At 59.3% G+C, this 17382-nt stretch carries 14 protein-coding genes; 12 read left to right on the forward strand and 2 right to left on the reverse strand.

What is annotated here, in order from left to right; genetic code table 11:
• Nucleotides 1-86 precede the first annotated feature (86 nt).
• The 8 genes from K8W16_RS07965 (at nt 87) to K8W16_RS08000 (ending at nt 10460) form a co-directional block, all read left to right on the forward strand.
• Nucleotides 87-1043, forward strand: a complete 957-nt coding sequence (locus K8W16_RS07965; protein ID WP_304122618.1) for a tripartite tricarboxylate transporter substrate binding protein — start codon at nt 87-89, stop codon at nt 1041-1043.
• 112 nt (nt 1044-1155) lie between these two features.
• Nucleotides 1156-1473: a thioredoxin family protein gene (locus tag K8W16_RS07970; RefSeq protein WP_304122619.1), complete on the forward strand. Its 318-nt coding sequence runs from the start codon at nt 1156-1158 to the stop codon at nt 1471-1473.
• Between the two features lie 10 nt (nt 1474-1483).
• A complete protein-coding gene (locus K8W16_RS07975; RefSeq protein WP_304122620.1) occupies nt 1484-2395 on the forward strand; it encodes an NAD(P)/FAD-dependent oxidoreductase in 912 nt (303 codons plus the stop codon).
• A 46-nt stretch (nt 2396-2441) separates the two neighbouring features.
• Nucleotides 2442-2705: a hypothetical protein gene (locus K8W16_RS07980; RefSeq protein ID WP_304122621.1), complete on the forward strand. Its 264-nt coding sequence runs from the start codon at nt 2442-2444 to the stop codon at nt 2703-2705.
• A 36-nt stretch (nt 2706-2741) separates the two neighbouring features.
• On the forward strand, nt 2742-3989 hold the full coding sequence (locus tag K8W16_RS07985; RefSeq protein ID WP_304122622.1) for an MFS transporter: 1248 nt from the start codon (nt 2742-2744) through the stop codon (nt 3987-3989).
• On the forward strand, nt 3986-4435 hold the full coding sequence (locus tag K8W16_RS07990; RefSeq protein WP_304122623.1) for a MarR family winged helix-turn-helix transcriptional regulator: 450 nt from the start codon (nt 3986-3988) through the stop codon (nt 4433-4435). Before K8W16_RS07985 ends, K8W16_RS07990 begins: the two co-directional genes overlap by 4 nt.
• 182 nt (nt 4436-4617) lie before the next feature.
• Nucleotides 4618-7095: an ATP-dependent helicase HrpB gene (gene hrpB, locus K8W16_RS07995; protein ID WP_304122624.1), complete on the forward strand. Its 2478-nt coding sequence runs from the start codon at nt 4618-4620 to the stop codon at nt 7093-7095.
• A gap of 2 nt (nt 7096-7097) precedes the next feature.
• A complete protein-coding gene (locus K8W16_RS08000) occupies nt 7098-10460 on the forward strand; it encodes a DUF3553 domain-containing protein (RefSeq protein ID WP_304122625.1) in 3363 nt (1120 codons plus the stop codon).
• On the opposite strand, the gene K8W16_RS08005 is transcribed toward K8W16_RS08000, so the two are convergent.
• On the reverse strand, nt 10444-10830 hold the full coding sequence (locus K8W16_RS08005) for an SLOG family protein (RefSeq protein ID WP_304122626.1): 387 nt from the start codon (nt 10828-10830) through the stop codon (nt 10444-10446). The two genes, K8W16_RS08000 and K8W16_RS08005, sit on opposite strands and share 17 nt — an antisense overlap.
• Before the next feature lie 133 nt (nt 10831-10963).
• Between K8W16_RS08005 and K8W16_RS08010 the strand changes: the two genes are divergently transcribed.
• The 3 genes from K8W16_RS08010 to K8W16_RS08020 all read left to right on the forward strand — a co-directional run bounded on the left by K8W16_RS08010 (nt 10964) and on the right by K8W16_RS08020 (nt 12912).
• Entirely contained in the window at nt 10964-11944 is a 981-nt protein-coding gene (locus K8W16_RS08010; protein WP_304122627.1) for a hypothetical protein, read from the forward strand.
• A gap of 125 nt (nt 11945-12069) precedes the next feature.
• Nucleotides 12070-12513 (forward strand): Fur family transcriptional regulator, encoded by a 444-nt coding sequence (locus tag K8W16_RS08015; protein ID WP_304122628.1) that lies wholly within the window; start codon nt 12070-12072, stop codon nt 12511-12513.
• A 3-nt stretch (nt 12514-12516) separates the two neighbouring features.
• Nucleotides 12517-12912: a secondary thiamine-phosphate synthase enzyme YjbQ gene (locus K8W16_RS08020; protein ID WP_304122629.1), complete on the forward strand. Its 396-nt coding sequence runs from the start codon at nt 12517-12519 to the stop codon at nt 12910-12912.
• A gap of 249 nt (nt 12913-13161) precedes the next feature.
• Here the strand turns inward: K8W16_RS08020 and cfa are convergent, their stop codons facing one another.
• Nucleotides 13162-14316 (reverse strand): cyclopropane fatty acyl phospholipid synthase, encoded by a 1155-nt coding sequence (cfa, locus tag K8W16_RS08025; RefSeq protein WP_304122630.1) that lies wholly within the window; start codon nt 14314-14316, stop codon nt 13162-13164.
• A gap of 411 nt (nt 14317-14727) precedes the next feature.
• Here cfa and K8W16_RS08030 point away from each other — a divergent pair, with 411 nt between their 5' ends.
• Complete coding sequence (locus K8W16_RS08030; RefSeq protein ID WP_304122631.1) at nt 14728-17145, forward strand: GDYXXLXY domain-containing protein; 2418 nt, start codon at nt 14728-14730, stop codon at nt 17143-17145.
• Nucleotides 17146-17382: the final 237 nt, after the last annotated feature.

The raw sequence follows: 17382 nt of genomic DNA on the forward strand, positions 1-17382 counted from the left end.
TGGCCCTCATCCTCCTGGTTCTGCCTTTCTTCAGAAAGAACAGAGATAAGCGTACCTGTGAACCCAACTTCTAAAAGGAGAGCCTTATGATCAGAAAGTTCATTGCCGGTCTCGCCCTCGCCGCCGCCACCCTCGCCCCCGGCTTCACGCCGTCCGCCCAGGCCGAAAGCTACCCCGAACGCCCCATCACTATCGTCATTCCCTTCGCTGCTGGCGGTGATACTGACGTAATTGGACGCCTCATGGCTGCAGAAATGTCCAAAAAGCTTGGCCAAGTCGTTGCAGTACAGAACGTCGTGGGGGCTAATGGAATGAATGGCATGAACGCCGTAGCCACCGCAAAACCCGACGGGTATACCCTGGGCTTCTGCCCTCCCGCGCCCATGACCATCCACCCCTACCTGAGAAAACTTCCCTACTCCATGGAATCCTTCACCATCATCGGCCGTGCCTACAACGCTCCATGCTTTCTGGTGGTTCCCTCGAAATCTTCCTGGAAAAACATCAACGACATGCTGGCCTTCATAAAAAACTCCCCCACAAAATTCTTCTGGGCAAGCTCTGGTACGGGTTCCGTTCCCCATCTCGGTATTCTTTCCTTCTTTAAAGCTTTCAAGGTGGCTACAGGCAATCATATAGGCTTCAACGGCGATGCCGACGCTTTTCAGGCTCTGGCCGGTGACCGCGCCCAACTCTATCTGTCCACAGCGGCCAACATCGGCACTTATGAAGTCAAACCCCTCGTGCTGCTCGGGGAAAAACGACACCCCGCCTACCCCGACACTCCCACGGCAAAAGAACTTGGAAACGACGTTGAAGTCAGCCTCTACGGCACACTCTTCGCGCCCAAAGGCACTCCGGACTACATTGTTTCTATCATAAGTGAAGCCATGAAGACCGCGTGTGCCTCGCCGGAATATATGAACGCTCTGGAACGCCTTGGACTGGAATCCGCTTATCTCGGCCCCGACAAGGCTCTTACCTTCATTCGAGAAGAAGCAACGCGCAATCAGGAGCTCATCAGAAGTCTTTCCGAAAAATAACCCAACACACCGGGTGCGGACAACTGTTGCAGAATAATTCTTCCGCCTTCGTCTGCACCCGGGCCTTTCTCCATCAACCGTCACTCTCGAAATCTTTCACAGGAGACACGTCATGCCCGCTGAAAATTGGGAAGCTCTCACCGCCGAAACCCTCGAATTCTGGATGAAATCCCACAACGGCATCATCATCTGCCACAAGCATCTGTGCCCGCACTGCAAGATCATGGGCACCGTGCTCGACAAGGTGAAGGTCATGGTTCCCGAACTGGAACTCGCCGCCGTGGAATCCGTGGAACAGGCCGAACTCATGAAGACCATGGGCGTGGAACGCGTACCCACGCTCTGCGCCGTAAAAAACGGTGTCATCACGGCACGCCACTCCGGTGTCATGAACCCCGCCGAAACGCTGAAGTGGTACGAACAGGCCTGAGAGACACAGCATGAAATCCTTTGACCTCATCATCATTGGCGGAGGCGTCTGCGGCATGACGGCGGCCATATATGCCGCACGAGCCAACCTTTCCGTAGGCATTCTCGAAGAACAGGTCTGCGGCGGCCTGGTCAACTGGACCAACACGGTGGAAAACATGCCTTCCTACAAAAGCATACACGGTCTGGACCTCATGGAGAAATGCCGCGACCATGTGGAAGCCCTCGGCGTCACCATCGAGGAAGTGGACAAAGTGACGGCGGCGGACTTTTCCGGCCCAGTTAAGAAGCTCTCCACCGCCATGGGAGAAAACTACGAGGCAAAAGCCGTCATCATCGCCACGGGTCGCAGGCCCCGGCCCTTCCCCGTGGAAACGGACTTCGAGAACATCCACTACTGCTCCGTATGCGACGGTACACCCTACAAGGGAAGGGACATTATCGTCATGGGCGGCGGCAACAGCGGTTTTGACGAATCACTCTATCTCATCTCCCTCGGCGTGAACGCCATCCACATCGTGGAAACCTTTCCCTCCTGCATAGCGGCACCCGCCACACAGGATCAGGCAAGGGCAACAGGAAAAATACGAGTCTCCACCTCCACCGACATTGTTTCCGTCACGCCTCTCGCCTCGGGCAGGGGGCTTGTCCGGCTCCGCGACAAGGAATCCGGCACGGAATATGATGAGGAGACGGACGGTATTTTCTGCTTCATCGGCCAGAATCCCAATACAACGATTTTCAAAGGCATGCTCCCCATGGAAAAGGGCTATCTCGTCACCGATGAGGACATGGGTACCGGTACTCCCGGCATATTCGCCGCCGGAGACGTACGAACCAAGAAATACCGGCAGATCACCACGGCCATGGCCGACGGCACTATCGCCGCCATGGAAGCCGCACGCTACCTGCGTACCTGCTGAGAAACAGCCCGGCCGCTGCGCCGTTTTTTTCTTTCCCGGAAGCATCATGAAACAATTGCCAGACATCACCATCTGGGACAATGACAGTGCCCGCATCGCCGACATCGACGTAAATCTCGGTAACGCCATGCTCAGGCTGGGTCTGAAGGGACTTGTCCGCATCATGTCCGAACCTCCGCTTCTGGCACGGGAAGGACTGCTGAACAACGTGCCGGTGCTGGAAATTCAGGGAAGATACTGGAAAATCCATTCCAACCGCACCATCACCGAAAAAGAATGTCTTTCCCTGCTGCGCATTATTGCAGGCTGACCTTCCCTTTTCTCCCCCTCGCCTATGGAGCCAAACATGACAGCGCACGCTTCCTTCCGCGCCTGGAGCATTTTCTGTGTCATGGCGGCGGCAAATCTTCTTTCCTCCCTGCAACAGGTAGGGCTGGCCGCGGTTTCCGGCGACGTAGCCCTCTCCTTCCAGGCCGACGCCGCCGCCCTCGGTCTTCTGAGTGCAAGCTTTTCCTACACCTACGCAGCCATGCAGATTCCCGCAGGCATTCTGGTGGATACCGCAGGATCGCGCCAAAGTGTTACCGTGGCGCTGCTTCTTGCTGCCGCAGGCACCCTTCTCTTTGCCACCGCGTCTACCCTGCCGCCAGCGTACCTGGGCAGAATGCTGACGGGTATCGGGCTCTCCATGGTTGCCGTTCCCCTCATGAAGCTTACCTCCGTGTGGTTTCCGGCAAAGGACTTCGGCAAAATGACGGCCATTTCCTTCGTTATCGGCAGTATCGGCTACTGGACGGCCACCACGCCTGCGGCGTGGCTCAACGCCGTGTTCGGCTGGAGGATTCCCTTCATGGGCATGGCCGCGGGCCTTGCCGTCCTTGCCCTGCTCGTGTTCGTCATCGTACGTGACAGCCCGGAAGGAAAAACAAAAACGGCAACAGGCGAAGAGGGCGGCCGTATTCTGCCCATGCTCCGGCTTATCGCCTCAAGCAGGCAGCTCTGGCTGCTCGGCTTCTGGTATCTTCTGCAGGGGGGGGTCTATTTCTCCTTTGTAGGACTCTGGGCGGGGCAATACCTTACGCAGGTTCTACACATGGAGGGAACCACCTCCGGCTGGGTGCTCGCTCCGGCCGCAGGAGCGCTCATCACTGCGCCCTTTTTCACCTGGCTGGCTTCGGCTACAGGAAAAAGACGCATCCTATTCCTTACTCTGCCCGTCGTCAGCTTTGTTCTTGCCATGCCTCTGGTTTTCGGTGTAGAAAACTGGCCGGACGGGGTGCTCTGCCTTTTCTTTTTCCTGCTTTCCACATCGTCCATCGGCGGGGCGGCCGTTGTTTTTGAGGCCGCGAAGGTCATGTTTCCCGTCTCCCTCTCCGGCACGGTGTGCGGCTTCATCAACATGTTTCCGCTTATCGGCGGGGCCCTCATGCAGCAGTTCATCGGCGGGCTCATCAGCTTTTTCCTCGGGCGGGGCATGGATGCGGACAAAGCGTTCACCTCGACATTTCTTGTCTATGTCGTCTGCGCGCTTCTTGCCTGCCTTCTGGGCTGGAATTACCTCGAACATAAAGAAAATATACAAGGTTCGTCATGACTTTTTTTGACACCAGCAAGTACCCGAGACTAAGGCTGAGCCGTCTGAGCGACTTCATGGACAGGTCGGTAAGCCGCCGGTTCCAGGCCTGCGGATTCGACATCACCAACAGGCAGGAAAACGCCCTTCGTAACCTGCGCATGTACGGCAGCATGAGCCAGACAAGTCTTGCCGAATACACCGGGCAGGACAGAAACAGCCTTTCCCGCACTCTGGCTATTCTGGAAAAGAAAGGGCTTGTAGAAAAAAAAAGCTCTCTGGATGACCGACGATTCTGCGAGGTTTCCATTACGCAAAAAGGCGAGGAAGTGCACATCGAACTTATGAAAATTCTTGAAGACTGGCGCAACGAGGTTTTCGGGCGCATTCCCCCGGAGGAGCTTGCCGCCTTCATCGCCACCTCGGAAAAGCTCATGAGCATTCTTCATGAGCTGGATGAAAAATAACCTATCCCCTGCAACCGCCACATGTCAGGCGCGGCGCCATGCCGCGCCTTTTCTTTTTCCCCTCTTCCCGCTACATTCTCTCCCGTCACCTTTGTTTATCGTCCCGCGCCCCCGGGACGGACGCGGAGCCTTTCCTTCAGAAGTCCGCGCGTCTTCAGCCGCACATGCGGCAGGAACAGCCCATGAACATGCCCGTCGAATCCGCTCTCCCCACTCTGCTGGAAGAGCTGAACCAAAAAAAACGCGCCCTGCTCATAGCCCCTCCCGGATCCGGCAAGACCACGCGCGTGCCGCTCTTTCTTATGGAGCACATGGAAGGTACCATCCTCATGCTGGAGCCTCGACGCCTTGCAGCCCGCTCTTCTGCAAGGTACATGGCCGCCCGTCTGGGAGAAAGTACAGGGGGACGCATAGGCTACCGCGTCCGCCTGGAAAGCCGCGTCAGTCGCGACACAAGGGTGGAAGTCATCACCGAAGGCATACTCACCCGCCGCCTCACCGCCGACCCGGAGCTTTCCGGCGTGTCCTGCGTCATTTTCGACGAATTCCACGAGCGTTCCCTTCAGGCCGACACGGGCCTCGCCCTCTGCCTGGAAGCGCAGGAAGCGCTCAGGCCCGATCTGAAGATTCTCGTCATGTCGGCCACGCTGGATAGCGGGGAACTATCCGCAAAGCTCGCCTGCCCCGTGGTCCGGGCTGAAGGGCGGCTCTGGCCCGTGGACATACGCTACCTGCCCTGCCCCGCATCTTCCGGCCCCGTCGCCGTGCGCGAGGCTCTGCTTGCCCACACCGCTTCCACGGTACGCCGGGCTCTTGCAGAAGAGTGCGGGTCGATTCTCGTCTTTCTGCCCGGCCAGGGAGAGATCCGCCGCGTGGCGGAGATGCTGACCGCTCTTCCCCCGGACGTTTCGCTTCTCCCCCTCTACGGCGACCTTTCCGCCGCCAAGCAGGACAGGGCTATCGCTCCCGCCGCGCCCGGCAGGCGCAAGGTGGTGCTTGCCACCTCCATCGCGGAAACGAGCCTCACCATCGAAGGCGTGCGCATGGTGGTGGATTCAGGCCTTGCCCGCACGGCCCGCTTTTCCCCCGCCACGGGAATGAGCGCCCTTGTAACCAGCCGCGTCACGCAGGATGCCGCCGATCAGCGCGCGGGCCGCGCGGGCCGCGTGGAACCGGGTATATGCCTGCGCCTCTGGCATGAAGGAGAAAGCCTCCTGCCCATGCGGCGGCCGGAAATCCTGGATGCCGACCTCGCGCCCTTCCTCCTTGACCTTCTTGCCTGGGGAGCCATGCCTCAGGAACTGCCGCTTCTCACCATGCCTTCCGACGCCTCGGTGTCGCAGGCTCTTCAGACGCTCAAGCTTCTGGGAGCACTGGACGAACATGGGGAACGGCCCCGCCTTTCCGCCCACGGCAGGGAGCTTGTCCGCCTGCCGCTGCATCCCCGCCTCGCGCACATGGCGCTTCTTGCGGGGGAAAGCCTGTCTCTTGCCGCAGCTCTCGCCGCCCTTGTGGAGGAGCGCTCCCCGGGCATGGGATGCGACATACGCCCCCGCCTTGCGGAACTTCGCAGAAGTACCCGCCTGCGCCGCGCTGCCGAACAAATTTTCTCCCTGGCCGGAGGCAGAGGCCCTCTTCCCCTCGACGAGATCCTTGCCGATGAAGAAAGCTCAGGAGCCATGCTTTCCCTGGCATGGCCGGAGCGCATGGCCATGCGCCGTGAACGCGGAAAATTCCGCCTTGCCTCCGGGCGCGGTGCAGAACTTCCGCCGGAAGATGCCCTGGCAGACGCGCCCTTTCTGGCCGTAGCCTCCATGGACGGCGGAGCGCAGGGCACGGGACGCATTTACCTTGCCGCCCCGCTGGAGAGCGAAGCGATGGAGCGTCTGCACAGGAATCTTCTGAAAGAAGAAGACGCCGTGTGGTGGGATGAAAAAACAGAAGCGGCGCTCGCCGCGCGGCGCACCCTTCTGGGGAGCCTCGTACTCAGGGAAGCCCCCCTGCGCGGGAAAGACTTTCCCTCTGACAAGGTGCAGGACTGCGTGGAAAAGGCCATTCTTCGCCTGGGCATGGCCTGCCTGCCATGGACGGAGGAGCTCCGCCAGTGGCAGGCAAGGGTAATGCTCATGCGGCGCATGGAGGCAGGCGCATGGCCCGATGTGAGCGACCCGGGCCTTCTGGCCGACATGGAGCTCCATCCCGGAGAATCCTGGCTCAGCCCATGGCTTTCGGGGGTGACAAGGCGTGCCCAGTTTTCCTCCATCGCTCTGGACAAGGCCCTGCGCTCCCTTCTTCCCCATTCCCTTGCCAGAAAGCTTGAACATGAGGTCCCCACGCATATCGAAGTGCCCTCCGGCTCCCTCATCCGCATCGATTACCTGCCCGAGGCCGGGCCGGTGCTTGCCGTAAAGCTTCAGGAAATGTTCGGCCAGAAGGAAAGTCCCTCCGTATGCGAAGGTCGATGCCCCCTCACCGTACACCTGCTCTCTCCGGCAGGACGGCCCCTTCAGGTTACGCGCGACCTCGCCGGTTTCTGGCGCGGGGCCTACGCCGCCGTGCGCGCCGAAATGCGGGGCCGCTATCCCAAGCATCCCTGGCCGGAAGACCCTCTCTCCGCCCAGCCGACAAGAAAGACCAAAAAAGCTCTGGAGCGGGGGTAGGCATGGAATTTCGCGAAGGCGACAGCGTCATCAACCCTTCCATGCCCCAGTGGGGAGCGGGAGAGGTACTCAATGTGAGCGAAGGCAAGGTTCTGGTGCGCTTTCCCCATCACGGAGTGCGCAAGGTGGCCGCCTCCTTTCTCGCCATGGCCGCCACGGGGGAATGTCCTGAGCCTTCCCTCCAGCCGGAAAAATCTGTGAGGAAAAAAGCGCCCCTCGCGCCGGAAAAAAAACGCATGAGGGACACCCCCGCACAGAAAAATTTCGACTCCGGTAAAAAGGGCTGCCTGGTATCCCAGGCCCTCGCCATGCTGAAACAGGAAGAAGCTCTGGAAAATGACGATTCGCTGAAAATAGCGGAACGCGCGGCCGACCTTGCCGCCGATGCGCAGGACAAGGCCCGGCAGGACGCCCTTCGCCGCAGAAATACGGCCATACTCCGCTTCTGGCGCGACGTGGAAGCCTTCCTTATTCCTGAAGTGCCGCGCTCCTTCCGCCCTCCCGTAACGTCGGCACGGCGCTGGGAAACCGTGTCGGCATCCCTGCCCGCGTGGAGCGCCTCCCGCGATGCGGAAGAAAAAACGACGCTCTCCCCCGCGCCCTTTTCCGGTGTGGAGGGCGGGGAACTGCCCTGGTTCCGCCCCCTGCCTTCGGGCTTTTGCGCCGCATGGCACATCGTGTACCTCGGCGTGCTTGCACGCCGGCGCATTACCGACATTATTCTGGAAAAGGCAGGCTGCCTCCCGGAAAGACCGGAAGAATCGGGCACAGGGGAGGGATGCCTTGCCGCCGTGGTTCTGGACGGCACGGGCATGCCCGTGCCGGAAAGCTATGTGCCCGCCTCCTTTGTGCCTGCGCTTGCCCGATGCCTTGCCGGAAAAAGTCTTGATGGGCTTTCCCAGGACATGCTGAACATGCAGTCCGACTTCGACCGCATAAGCGGCTCGCTGGAAGAACCTTTCCGCGGGCCGCGCATCCATGAAGAAATACAACGCCTTTTCGCCATGATGAACGTCAAGGGAGAAGAAGAGCGCATCGTGGTGCGTTCCGTGTATTTCCGGCCCGACCCCAAAGGCAGGCGCATCGACGACGTACAGAACGATCTTTTGAACTCCTTTTATCTCACCGACCTCGACCATCTGCTCGGCATCTCCCGGCATGGTTTCAGCGGCGTTTTTGCCCGCTATCTGGAAGGAGCGGAAGACAGGCCCCGCTGCGATGTGCTCTCGACGGGGGAGGAAGGCGCCATGGCAAGAGAAAAGGCCCTTTCTCTCGAACGCCTGCCTGCGGGGCGCTGGCCGCATCCTCCCGCACAGCAGCTTCTGCCCGCCCAGCTTGCGGCGCTTACGGAAATCCTGCACGGCAGACTCACGGCAGTGAACGGACCTCCGGGCACCGGTAAGACCCGCCTGGCCTGCGACATTGCGGCGGAACTTGTCACACTGCGCGCGAAAAGGCTCGCGAAGTTGAACCACCCCTTTGAGGCATTTACCGCTTCGGGAGATCTCTACCCGCCCAAGGTGCACATCATGCGCGGCACCTGCATGGTGGTTGCCGGCAGCAACAACGCCGCCGTGGAAAACATCACACGCTTCCTGCCTTCGGAAGGAGCCCTGTCCCGGGAGTTTTTTCCCGAAGCCGGCTACTTTCCCGAAGTGGCCGCCGCCGTGAACGCGGCCCTTGCCCCAGCGGATGATGAAGAAACGCCCCGGCCCGTATGGGGCCTTGTGGCCGCCGTGCTCGGCTCCGCCTGGAACTGCGAACAGTTCGCCCGCTCCCTGGTCTGGGGGTTCCGCGATACGGAAAGGAACCTGACCCTTCCCGGCATGAGGGATGCCCTGGAGGAATTCCGCAGCTATGAAGGCAAACAGAAGGCACGCGAAGCCTGGAAGAGGGCGAAACAGGATTTTCTCTCTACCCTTGCGGAAGTGGAAAGAAGGAAGGAATACCTGAAAGGCCTCTGCCTCAACGCTCCTGCGGAAAAGGGCGAGGAGGGCCCGCCCCTGCTCGGCCGCTTCATGGCCCTTATGGAGGAAAGCCGGGCCCTGCGCTCCGCCTCTCGGGAGGAAGACGGCGCGGCAAGGGAACTTGCCGAACGCCTGGAAGCTTTGGAGGAACTTGCCAGGAAGGCGCAGGAGGAAATGACGAAAAGCCGGAAAAAGGCGGAAACTCCGCGCTTTCCCTGCCGGGAGTTCTGGAAGGATCCCGAATGGCAGCTCAAAAGCGTGTGGAACGATAATGAGCTGGAAAAGCTGCGTTCCCGCCTCTTTCTTCAGGCCCTTCGCCTGCATGAGTGGACAGTGAAGGCCTGCGCCAGGGAAAGCCTTGCCAACCTGAACGCCGTCGCCCGCTACCTGCGCGGCGCGCCTGTGGAAAACATAACGGCAAAAGAGCTCTGGAACTGCCTTTTCTTCATCGTGCCCGTGGTTTCCTCCACCCTGGCTTCCTTCAGCCGCCTCTTTTCCGGCATGGGGCAGGCCTCGCTGGACTTCGTGCTCCTGGACGAAGCCGGACAGGCCACTCCGCAAAGCGCCGCCGGGGCGCTGTGGAGGGCGGAAAAAGCCGCCGTCATCGGCGACCCGCAGCAGATAGAGCCGGTAGTGCCGCAACCGGCCTCGCTTCTGGCTATACTCCGCGAAAGGCTGGAGCAGGGAGGCCTGCACCTGGAAGCCTGGTCGCCGGAAAATCAGTCCGCCCAGACTCTGGCCGACCGCGCCTCCCTCCAGGGCACATGGATGGACAGTTCCGGCCGCAGGCTGTGGACAGGCTATCCCCTGCGGGCGCATCACCGCTGCGCCGAGCCCATGTTCAGCATATCCAACCGCATCGCCTACGACGGGCAGATGGTGCAGGCGAAAAGCTCCTTCCCCCCTCTGCCTTCTCCCCTCGGAGAAAGCTGCTGGTTCCATGTGACGGGCAGCATATCGGATACTCAGCTCGTGCAGGAAGAACTCGCCTGCCTGAGGAGCCTGCTGCTCTCCTTCCAGAGGCAATGGCCTGTGGTCGAGGGGAAAAACGGCCCGCGCGAAGCCGGAGTCTTCGTCATCTCGCCCTTCCGCACGGTAGCCCGGCAATGCCGCATGCTGCTCCGGTCCATGGGTTTTCCTGAAGAGAAAGTGCGCTGCGGCACCATACACACCTTTCAGGGCAGGGAGGCCGATATCGTATTTCTCGTGCTCGGTTCCTCGCCGGGACAGGCGGGCTGGGGCAGTCGGCAATGGGCCTCGCGCACGCCCAATATCCTGAACGTGGCCCTCACCCGCGCACGCTCACTCTTCTATGTGGTGGGCAACCGGCGCGACTGGCGCAGACATCCCTTTTTCGACATACTGGCGGAAGAACTCCCTGTCAGAGAAGGGGCATGACGCCGCCTTCGGCAATGCCGTGCCCGCAGAAAAACACTTCCACACGCAAACCTGCGTTACGCGCCTTGGTGATGGTGTCCTGCGTGCCCCGGGAAGAACCGTCCCAGAAGGCGGCCAGAGCGTCGGCCTGAGCCACGATTTCCGTGTTGCGTATGGGGCCGGCCCTTCTGCCGTAGCGTTTCCAATCCGCAGGAACGATGATGAGAGTCAGCTGGTGTGAAGCTGCGAAACGGGCGGCAAGGCTGTCCGCACCGCGCGCGCCGCCGGAAACAACGGCGTCTATCTCCTCCACGCGAAAGGTGCGGAGCAGGCAATGCTCCAGCCACGCATAATCCTGAAAACTGCGGGAACCCACCACGGCCAACTTCATTTTTCCACCTTAAAGCCCTTTCTGCATATCATGATTTGTCACACCATACGCAAAGGGCCGCGCCCCGACAAGCGCTTGATTTCAATGCCCCTCAGGGGAATAATGGACGGGAACCCGAACCGTGAGGCGTATCATGCCTGAAACTTTGCATCTCGATCAGGAACTGGCCGCCAAGGCCGAAGCCCTTTTCCAGGAACTGGGGCTGGATCTGAACACGGCCGTACGGCTTTTTCTGCTCCAGTCCCTGAGAGAGCACGGCCTGCCCTTCACGCCGCGCCTTACCGCTCCCCTGCCGTCCCATGAAAAAAAGACGCCTCCTCCAATGCCTCCCGAAGAAAAAGCCTCCGCTGTACAAGAAGCAAAAACTTCTGCCGGAGACGAAGCACCGTTTTTCTCCGATGGGGCCCCCTTCCCTACCGGAAACGCCTCTCCTCTGTCGGAAAAAGCAGAGGAAGAACCGGCACAGGAAGAGCCCTCCTCTTCCGGGAAAACAGCTTCTCCAGATGAAAGTAACGAGACTCGGGAAGCCGGAATAGAAGAGTCGGTTGTTCCTGCGGAAGAAGGGCAGGAAGCCGCCTTTACCCCCGGGGGAAACGAAGAGCTCCGAAGAGCTTTTGCGAGGGCGCATCTCATCGGTGCGCCGCTTCGCCGTGTCCGCTCCCTGAACCGCCTCTACGCCATAGGTGAAAAGAATCCCCATGTGCAGGGCTGGCGAGAAGTCTATGTTTCCGGCGATGAGCCCTTTGCCCTGGACTTCGGCGCGGTACGCGTAGAACTCGGTTTTCATGGCGGGGGAAGCCTGCGCATGATGGACGGACGCCTCCCCGACAAGGTACTGGAAGCGGACGCCGTGTATCCGCGCGATCTGAGCGCCGTGTTTTCCTCCGTCATAGGGCAGCCGCTTACGGATGTTTCCTCTTCCCGAGTGTGGAATGACGGGCAGGAAAGAGAACAACTGCGCCTGCAATTTGCCAACGGCTGCACCCTTACCTTCGCACCCGGAGGCGACTGGGGAGCGCTCTGGCTTTCCGACGCCCACGGTTCCACCATGTTCGCGCCGGACGCGGTATGGCTCAGAGTACTGGACGATCGGGCCATGAATGGCCTTCGCTGAATCCTCCTCCATGAAAATACGCGGGCTCCTGCTTCTTGAACGATTTCAGAAAAAAACAGGGCATTGACCGGGATGGATTAAAGGAGTATTTCTGAGAAACTATATACCCTCTGAGGAATCTTCCTATGGAAAAGAATATTGCGGAAGTGGAGCATAAATTTTCAGAATATCTCAAGCAGAAGGGCCTTCGCGTCACTCCTCAGCGGCTGAAGATCCTGGACGCCTTCATGAGTACCGACGAACATGTATCCATGGAAGAGCTTTTTCTTCTGGTCCGCTCCAAAGACAGCACCGTAGGGCAGGTCACGGTGTACCGCACCCTCAAGCTTCTCTGCGAAGCGGGTATTGCCTCGGCCGTGAATTTTGAGGAAGGCATGGTGCGCTACGAGCCTGTGGGTATGCATCATCACGACCATCTGGTCTGCGAAAAATGCGGCAGGAAAATAGAGTTCGTCAATAACGCCATAGAAAGCCTTCAGGAAAAAGTCTGCCGCGTGCACGACTTCATTCCCACCTCGCACCACATGGTGCTTTACGGCATCTGCGCCGAATGCCGGAAAAAGGCCTGAACCATGGAAAAGCTCTTTGTTTCCACCCGTTCCCGGGAGGAGATGGTCGATATTACCGCCCCTCTTCGCAGAGCCGTAGCCGGATACGGCTGGAAAGACGGCGTCCTTGTCCTCTTCTGCCCTCACACCACCTGCGGCCTTACCATCAATGAAGGCTTCGACCCGGACGTAGCCCGCGACATGACGCGCTTTTTCCACACCCTCATTCCGCAGGGCGGAGAATTTTGCCACAGTGAAGGCAATGCCGACGCCCACATCAAAGCCAGCCTTTTCGGCGTCTCCCTGCACATTCTCGTGGAAGAGGGAAAACTCCTGCTCGGCACATGGCAGGCCGTATGGCTCTTTGAAGGGGACGGCCCCCGAAACCGCGAACTGTGGCTGAAATGGCTGGAAGCCTGAAAGAAACGGCAACACAGCCTGCATAATGAGGCCGTTGTTCCGGCCTGCTCAAAAGTGCCTCAACTGGAACTCCGGGTACACGCTGCGCCTGCCCCGGTAAAAAGCGATCCCCCCCCGGCGCTCCTCACCTTTTCCCGGATTGCTTTTTCCTTTTCTCCGGCAAAACGGTCGAGAGACTCTTCCGGTACGGCCCATGGGGAAACAGGAGGCTTTCGAGCCTCCGCCGCCTTTTCCATCCTCTGGCAGCTCTTAAAGCCGATCTGACGCCTTCCGGCAGTAGCCGCCGGGCAACCCTTCAGGGCTGAGCACAAGCTGCCAGACCTGTATACTCCTTGCGCGGAAGGCCCCCGCGCAGGAAAGAAGATAATAGTGGTACATGCGGCGCTGCCTCGCAGTACAGGAAAAGGCCCCTGCATGGAAGCCCCGCTCGAAATTTTCATACCAGGCCATAAGCGTCTTGTCGTAGTCCGCGCCGAAGTTCTGCCAGTCCTCCATGACGAAGTCGCGCTCCAGAGCGCCGACCAGCGTTGAAGGTGAGGGTAGTATCCCGTTGGGGAAAATATAGCGTGTCAGCCACGGATCTGCTCCAGATCCGGCTCCGAGAGCTCCGTTGCTGCCTATGCTGTGCAGAAGAAAAAGTCCGCCGGGCTTCAGGGCGTTGCGCACCGTATCCATAAAATCGCCGTAGTTGCGCCTGCCCACATGCTCGAACATGCCCACGGAAACTACCCTGTCCCACGCGCCGCGCAGGCTGCGGTAATCCATGAGCCTGTATTCCACCTCCACCCCGGAAGAGGCGGCCTTGTCCTGTGCAAAAGCGAGCTGTTCGCGGGAAACCGTGATACCCGTGACATGTACGCCGTACTCTTCAGCCATGTGCAGAGCCAAGGCCCCCCAGCCGCAGCCTATGTCGAGCACCGTCATGCCCGGTTCCAGGGAAAGCTTGCGGCAGATCATATCCATCTTGGCCCGCTGCGCCTCATCAAGACCTTCTCCCGCCGAACCATTCTCCTTCTGCCAAAAAGCGCAGCTGTACTGCATGGTCGGGCCGAGCATGGCCCTGAACAATGCCGGGTCGGTATCGTAATGGGCGCGCGCCACCATGAAAGCGCGGGCACGGCTTTGCAAGTTGAACAGCGCATGGGCCGCCTCCGTCATCCAGAAGGGAAGCGTACGGCACAAAGCCCTCTCCAGGTGCGCGCGTATGGCCCGACAGAACATGGCGTCCATCTCCTCACAGTCCCACCAGCCGTCCATGTAGGCTTCACCGAGCCCGAGCGTCCCCTGTCTGAGCACCCGCGAGTATAACGCTTCGTTGTGTACCTGAATATCCCACGGCCTGTCGCCGTTGATGCGGATATCCGCCTCCCGGGCGAGTCTTTCCACCAATTCCCGTGCCTGCATGATGTTCTCCTTTTCCCTGCACGGTAGTCGAAACCGGAAAACGTCGCCATGATAGAGCATCCACAAAAGGAAAAAGCTAACGAAACTCCCCTGTTGCTGCCGAAATGCTCTTCCCTTGAGCGATAGCTTCTCCCCGAAGGACGAATCCGTTGCTTCCTGCCGCCTCTCCCGGATGCTCAGAGCACTCCTACGCACATGCCTTTCCACCGGAAGATGGAGAATTTTTCCACAGGCACCGATCATGCATGTACGGATTCAAGGAGGGATCAGCCCCGGCTCCTCAAGCGGGCGTGAGGCCTGCATACTGCCTGCGCCAGGGCTTTCCCGCTTTTGGAATCCGGTTTTTACTTGAACGAAAAAGGCGACTATGCTTCAATTTCCGTACCCGAATCTTCTTTCGCAGGACCGCGCATGAAAGTGTTTCTTTCCTTCTCCGATATCGCGGAACGCCCCGGATTGCTGATACAGATAACGGGCGCCGCCCTTGTGCTGGCCGCTGCCGTCTGCTTTTTCGCCTGGAACTGGCAGGCCCTGCCGCAGGCCCTCAGGCTTGTTCTGCCCGGAGCCTGCACGATTCTGAGCCTTTTTGCCGTCCCTCTCGCCGAAGCACGGCAGAAAAAGCCTTACGCCGCTCTTGCCCTCGTAACGGCCGCCCTGTTTACCGGGCTCTTCTGGACCTCCTTCGGACAGATTTTTCAAAGCGGCGCCACGGCGAGAGAACTCTGCCTTGCCTGGGCCGTGAGCATCACCCCCATCTTTCTGCTTCGCCCCACCGCTGCTCTGTGGAACCTGCTGATACTTCTGCTGTGCATTTTCGCCTTCTCCGGTCCGGTGCTGACGCTGCAGGACGGTGCATGGACCTCCCATGTTCTGCCTCTGCTGCTTGTTTCCGGCGCAGGCTGCCTCATAGCGCTTCTGCCGCCACGCTCTCCCCGACCGTACTGCCTGAACGCATGGCTCGCCCTGCCCCTCGCCGTTCTCCTGGCCACATCCACCGCAGTATGCAGCCTGAACATTCTCTTCCGGTTCTACCAGTACGCCCCCTCCCTGCCGGAAACGGCTGCCGCATCGCTTGCACTGGCAATAGTGTTTCTTCTCGCCCTGTATCACCGTCACGCCCTGGCGCTCTGCGGCGTAAGCCTAAGTCTTCTCATTCTGCTGAACATGCTTCTCTTCCGCACTCTGGAGAACACGCATCCCTACGAAACGGCGGCCGTTTTCACCGCCGTCAACATCGGCTTCACCTTTCTGCTCGCCATGTTACTGCCGAAGGCTCTGAGTCTGAAGGAGCATCCTCGCATCCACGGTGTCCTTACGCGGATACCGTCGCTGACCGGCGGCTTTCTGTCGGCCCTTTCCCTCTTTCTTCTCTCCTTCTTCTTCTTCAACGAATTCTCCATCCGGGGCCACGCCATGCTCCAGGCCGGACTCGTCTATATGGCGGGAGGCATGCTGCTCTGGCGCGTGCGCGGAAAAAACATGTTTCTCTCCGTACTCGCCTCCGTGCTCGTTTCAGGCGGTTCTCTCTGTTTCCACATCGACCTTCTCGGTTATTCGCCAACCGTCCTTCTGGCCTCGATATGGGCGGCTGCCGTGCTCATCTATCTGCTGATGGACTATGCGCCTCTACGTTTCTCCGCCGTATTCTGGGCCGATATCACCACGCTTTTCATTCTTCCGTCCCTCCTTCCGGCGAACTTTCCCTGCTCTGTCACGGCCTTTCTGCTTTTCTTTCTCCCCCTGTTCGCCGCAACGGCGGGCCGTTTTCCCCGGGGCTTTCTGCGTCCGGCATCCTTTGCCTGCATCTTTACGCTCCTCTTCATCACGCCGTCCTTCCCGCCCCTTACTCTTTCCCACATCAGCATCTTTTCCCTGGAGAAAAAAATCATCATCTCCATAGCCGCACTCAATCTAGCCGCCCAGCTCGGACGAATGTTTACCCTCCATTCCGAAGGGAAAAAAGCTGCATTGTGGGAATACGCCGTTCTCGTGCTTCTGCTGATACCTGTCTGGTATCTCAGCACCCTGGAAAACCTCATCGCCCTGAACCTCATCGCAGCCGGACTTGGATACTCCTTCCCTGCCGTCGCCGGAGAGCCTGGCACCGTGCGGATAAAAAGCGACAAAACAGCCGTCCTTTTCGGAATCATCCAACTGTCGGTCGGACTTCTTCTCTTCTATTACTTTTCCGACCTCTCCTTCCCCGCCAAAACATACTATACGGGCATTCCGGGCATGTTCCTTTTCTGCGCAGGCATGTGGATGGGGCATCGGCATTGTTCCCCCTGCCGCCGCAAAGAAGAAAGCAGGAACTTCTGCACGCCCGCGATGCGGCCACCTCTACCCTTTGTCCTGTGCGGCGCGATACTTGTCGTCATGTTCACTACAGCCGTCGCGGATAGAAAGGCTCTCCTTCGAGAAGGCGACGAAATGCTTCTCGCCCTCGTGCCGAAGGACCCGAGAGCCTTCATGCTGGGAGACTACCTGGCGCTTTCCTACGACATGGAAAGGCAGCTCTCCCGCAAGGGTGAAGCCCCCAGCTGCCTGCCCCTCACCGTAGACGAAAAAGGCGTCGCCCATCCCTCGCCGGACGGGATTATCAAAAACAGCGACTGTACGGGCGTTCCCTTCCCGGCAGTACGCGTGGAAAACGCCCCCCTGGGAGGAGTAAGCCTTCGCCTGCCGCACCGTTACTACTTTGAGCAGGGCCTAGCCCCGCTCTATGCTCCGGCCGCTTTCGCCATACTGCGCTGCGACAAAAACAACGACTGCCTGCTCCAAGGCCTTGCCGACGCCGACAAGCGCCCCATACTTGCACCCCATCCTTAAAAAGGCAGGGGTACGCCGATATTGCCGGGCGACAAACAGTAAGGCTCGCCTTACCGGCATGCCCACCCCTTGCAGATAAAATACGACCATGGTACACGCGTTCATACCGTACGGTCGAAGTGAAAATACTCTTTTTCTCTAAAAGATATTTTAATGATATTTTCATATTAAAAGTCCCCTCTCGACAGGCGCTATGTCCCGAACAAAGAATTTTTCTGATAAAGATAAAAATTTACT

Origin of the sequence: Mailhella massiliensis, assembly GCF_020741395.1 — a bacterium.
GTDB lineage: Bacteria > Desulfobacterota > Desulfovibrionia > Desulfovibrionales > Desulfovibrionaceae > Mailhella > Mailhella massiliensis_A.

Coding starts and splice junctions, on each gene's coding strand:
- K8W16_RS08005 (WP_304122626.1), bottom strand. CDS start 10,830: ATGAAGTTGGCCGTGGTGGGTTCCCGCAGTTTTCAGGATTATGCGTGG.
- K8W16_RS08010 (WP_304122627.1), top strand. CDS start 10,964: ATGCCTGAAACTTTGCATCTCGATCAGGAACTGGCCGCCAAGGCCGAA.
- K8W16_RS07965 (WP_304122618.1), top strand. CDS start 87: ATGATCAGAAAGTTCATTGCCGGTCTCGCCCTCGCCGCCGCCACCCTC.
- hrpB (WP_304122624.1), top strand. CDS start 4,618: ATGAACATGCCCGTCGAATCCGCTCTCCCCACTCTGCTGGAAGAGCTG.
- K8W16_RS08020 (WP_304122629.1), top strand. CDS start 12,517: ATGGAAAAGCTCTTTGTTTCCACCCGTTCCCGGGAGGAGATGGTCGAT.
- cfa (WP_304122630.1), bottom strand. CDS start 14,316: ATGCAGGCACGGGAATTGGTGGAAAGACTCGCCCGGGAGGCGGATATC.
- K8W16_RS07985 (WP_304122622.1), top strand. CDS start 2,742: ATGACAGCGCACGCTTCCTTCCGCGCCTGGAGCATTTTCTGTGTCATG.
- K8W16_RS07990 (WP_304122623.1), top strand. CDS start 3,986: ATGACTTTTTTTGACACCAGCAAGTACCCGAGACTAAGGCTGAGCCGT.
- K8W16_RS08000 (WP_304122625.1), top strand. CDS start 7,098: ATGGAATTTCGCGAAGGCGACAGCGTCATCAACCCTTCCATGCCCCAG.
- K8W16_RS08015 (WP_304122628.1), top strand. CDS start 12,070: ATGGAAAAGAATATTGCGGAAGTGGAGCATAAATTTTCAGAATATCTC.
- K8W16_RS07970 (WP_304122619.1), top strand. CDS start 1,156: ATGCCCGCTGAAAATTGGGAAGCTCTCACCGCCGAAACCCTCGAATTC.
- K8W16_RS08030 (WP_304122631.1), top strand. CDS start 14,728: ATGAAAGTGTTTCTTTCCTTCTCCGATATCGCGGAACGCCCCGGATTG.
- K8W16_RS07980 (WP_304122621.1), top strand. CDS start 2,442: ATGAAACAATTGCCAGACATCACCATCTGGGACAATGACAGTGCCCGC.
- K8W16_RS07975 (WP_304122620.1), top strand. CDS start 1,484: ATGAAATCCTTTGACCTCATCATCATTGGCGGAGGCGTCTGCGGCATG.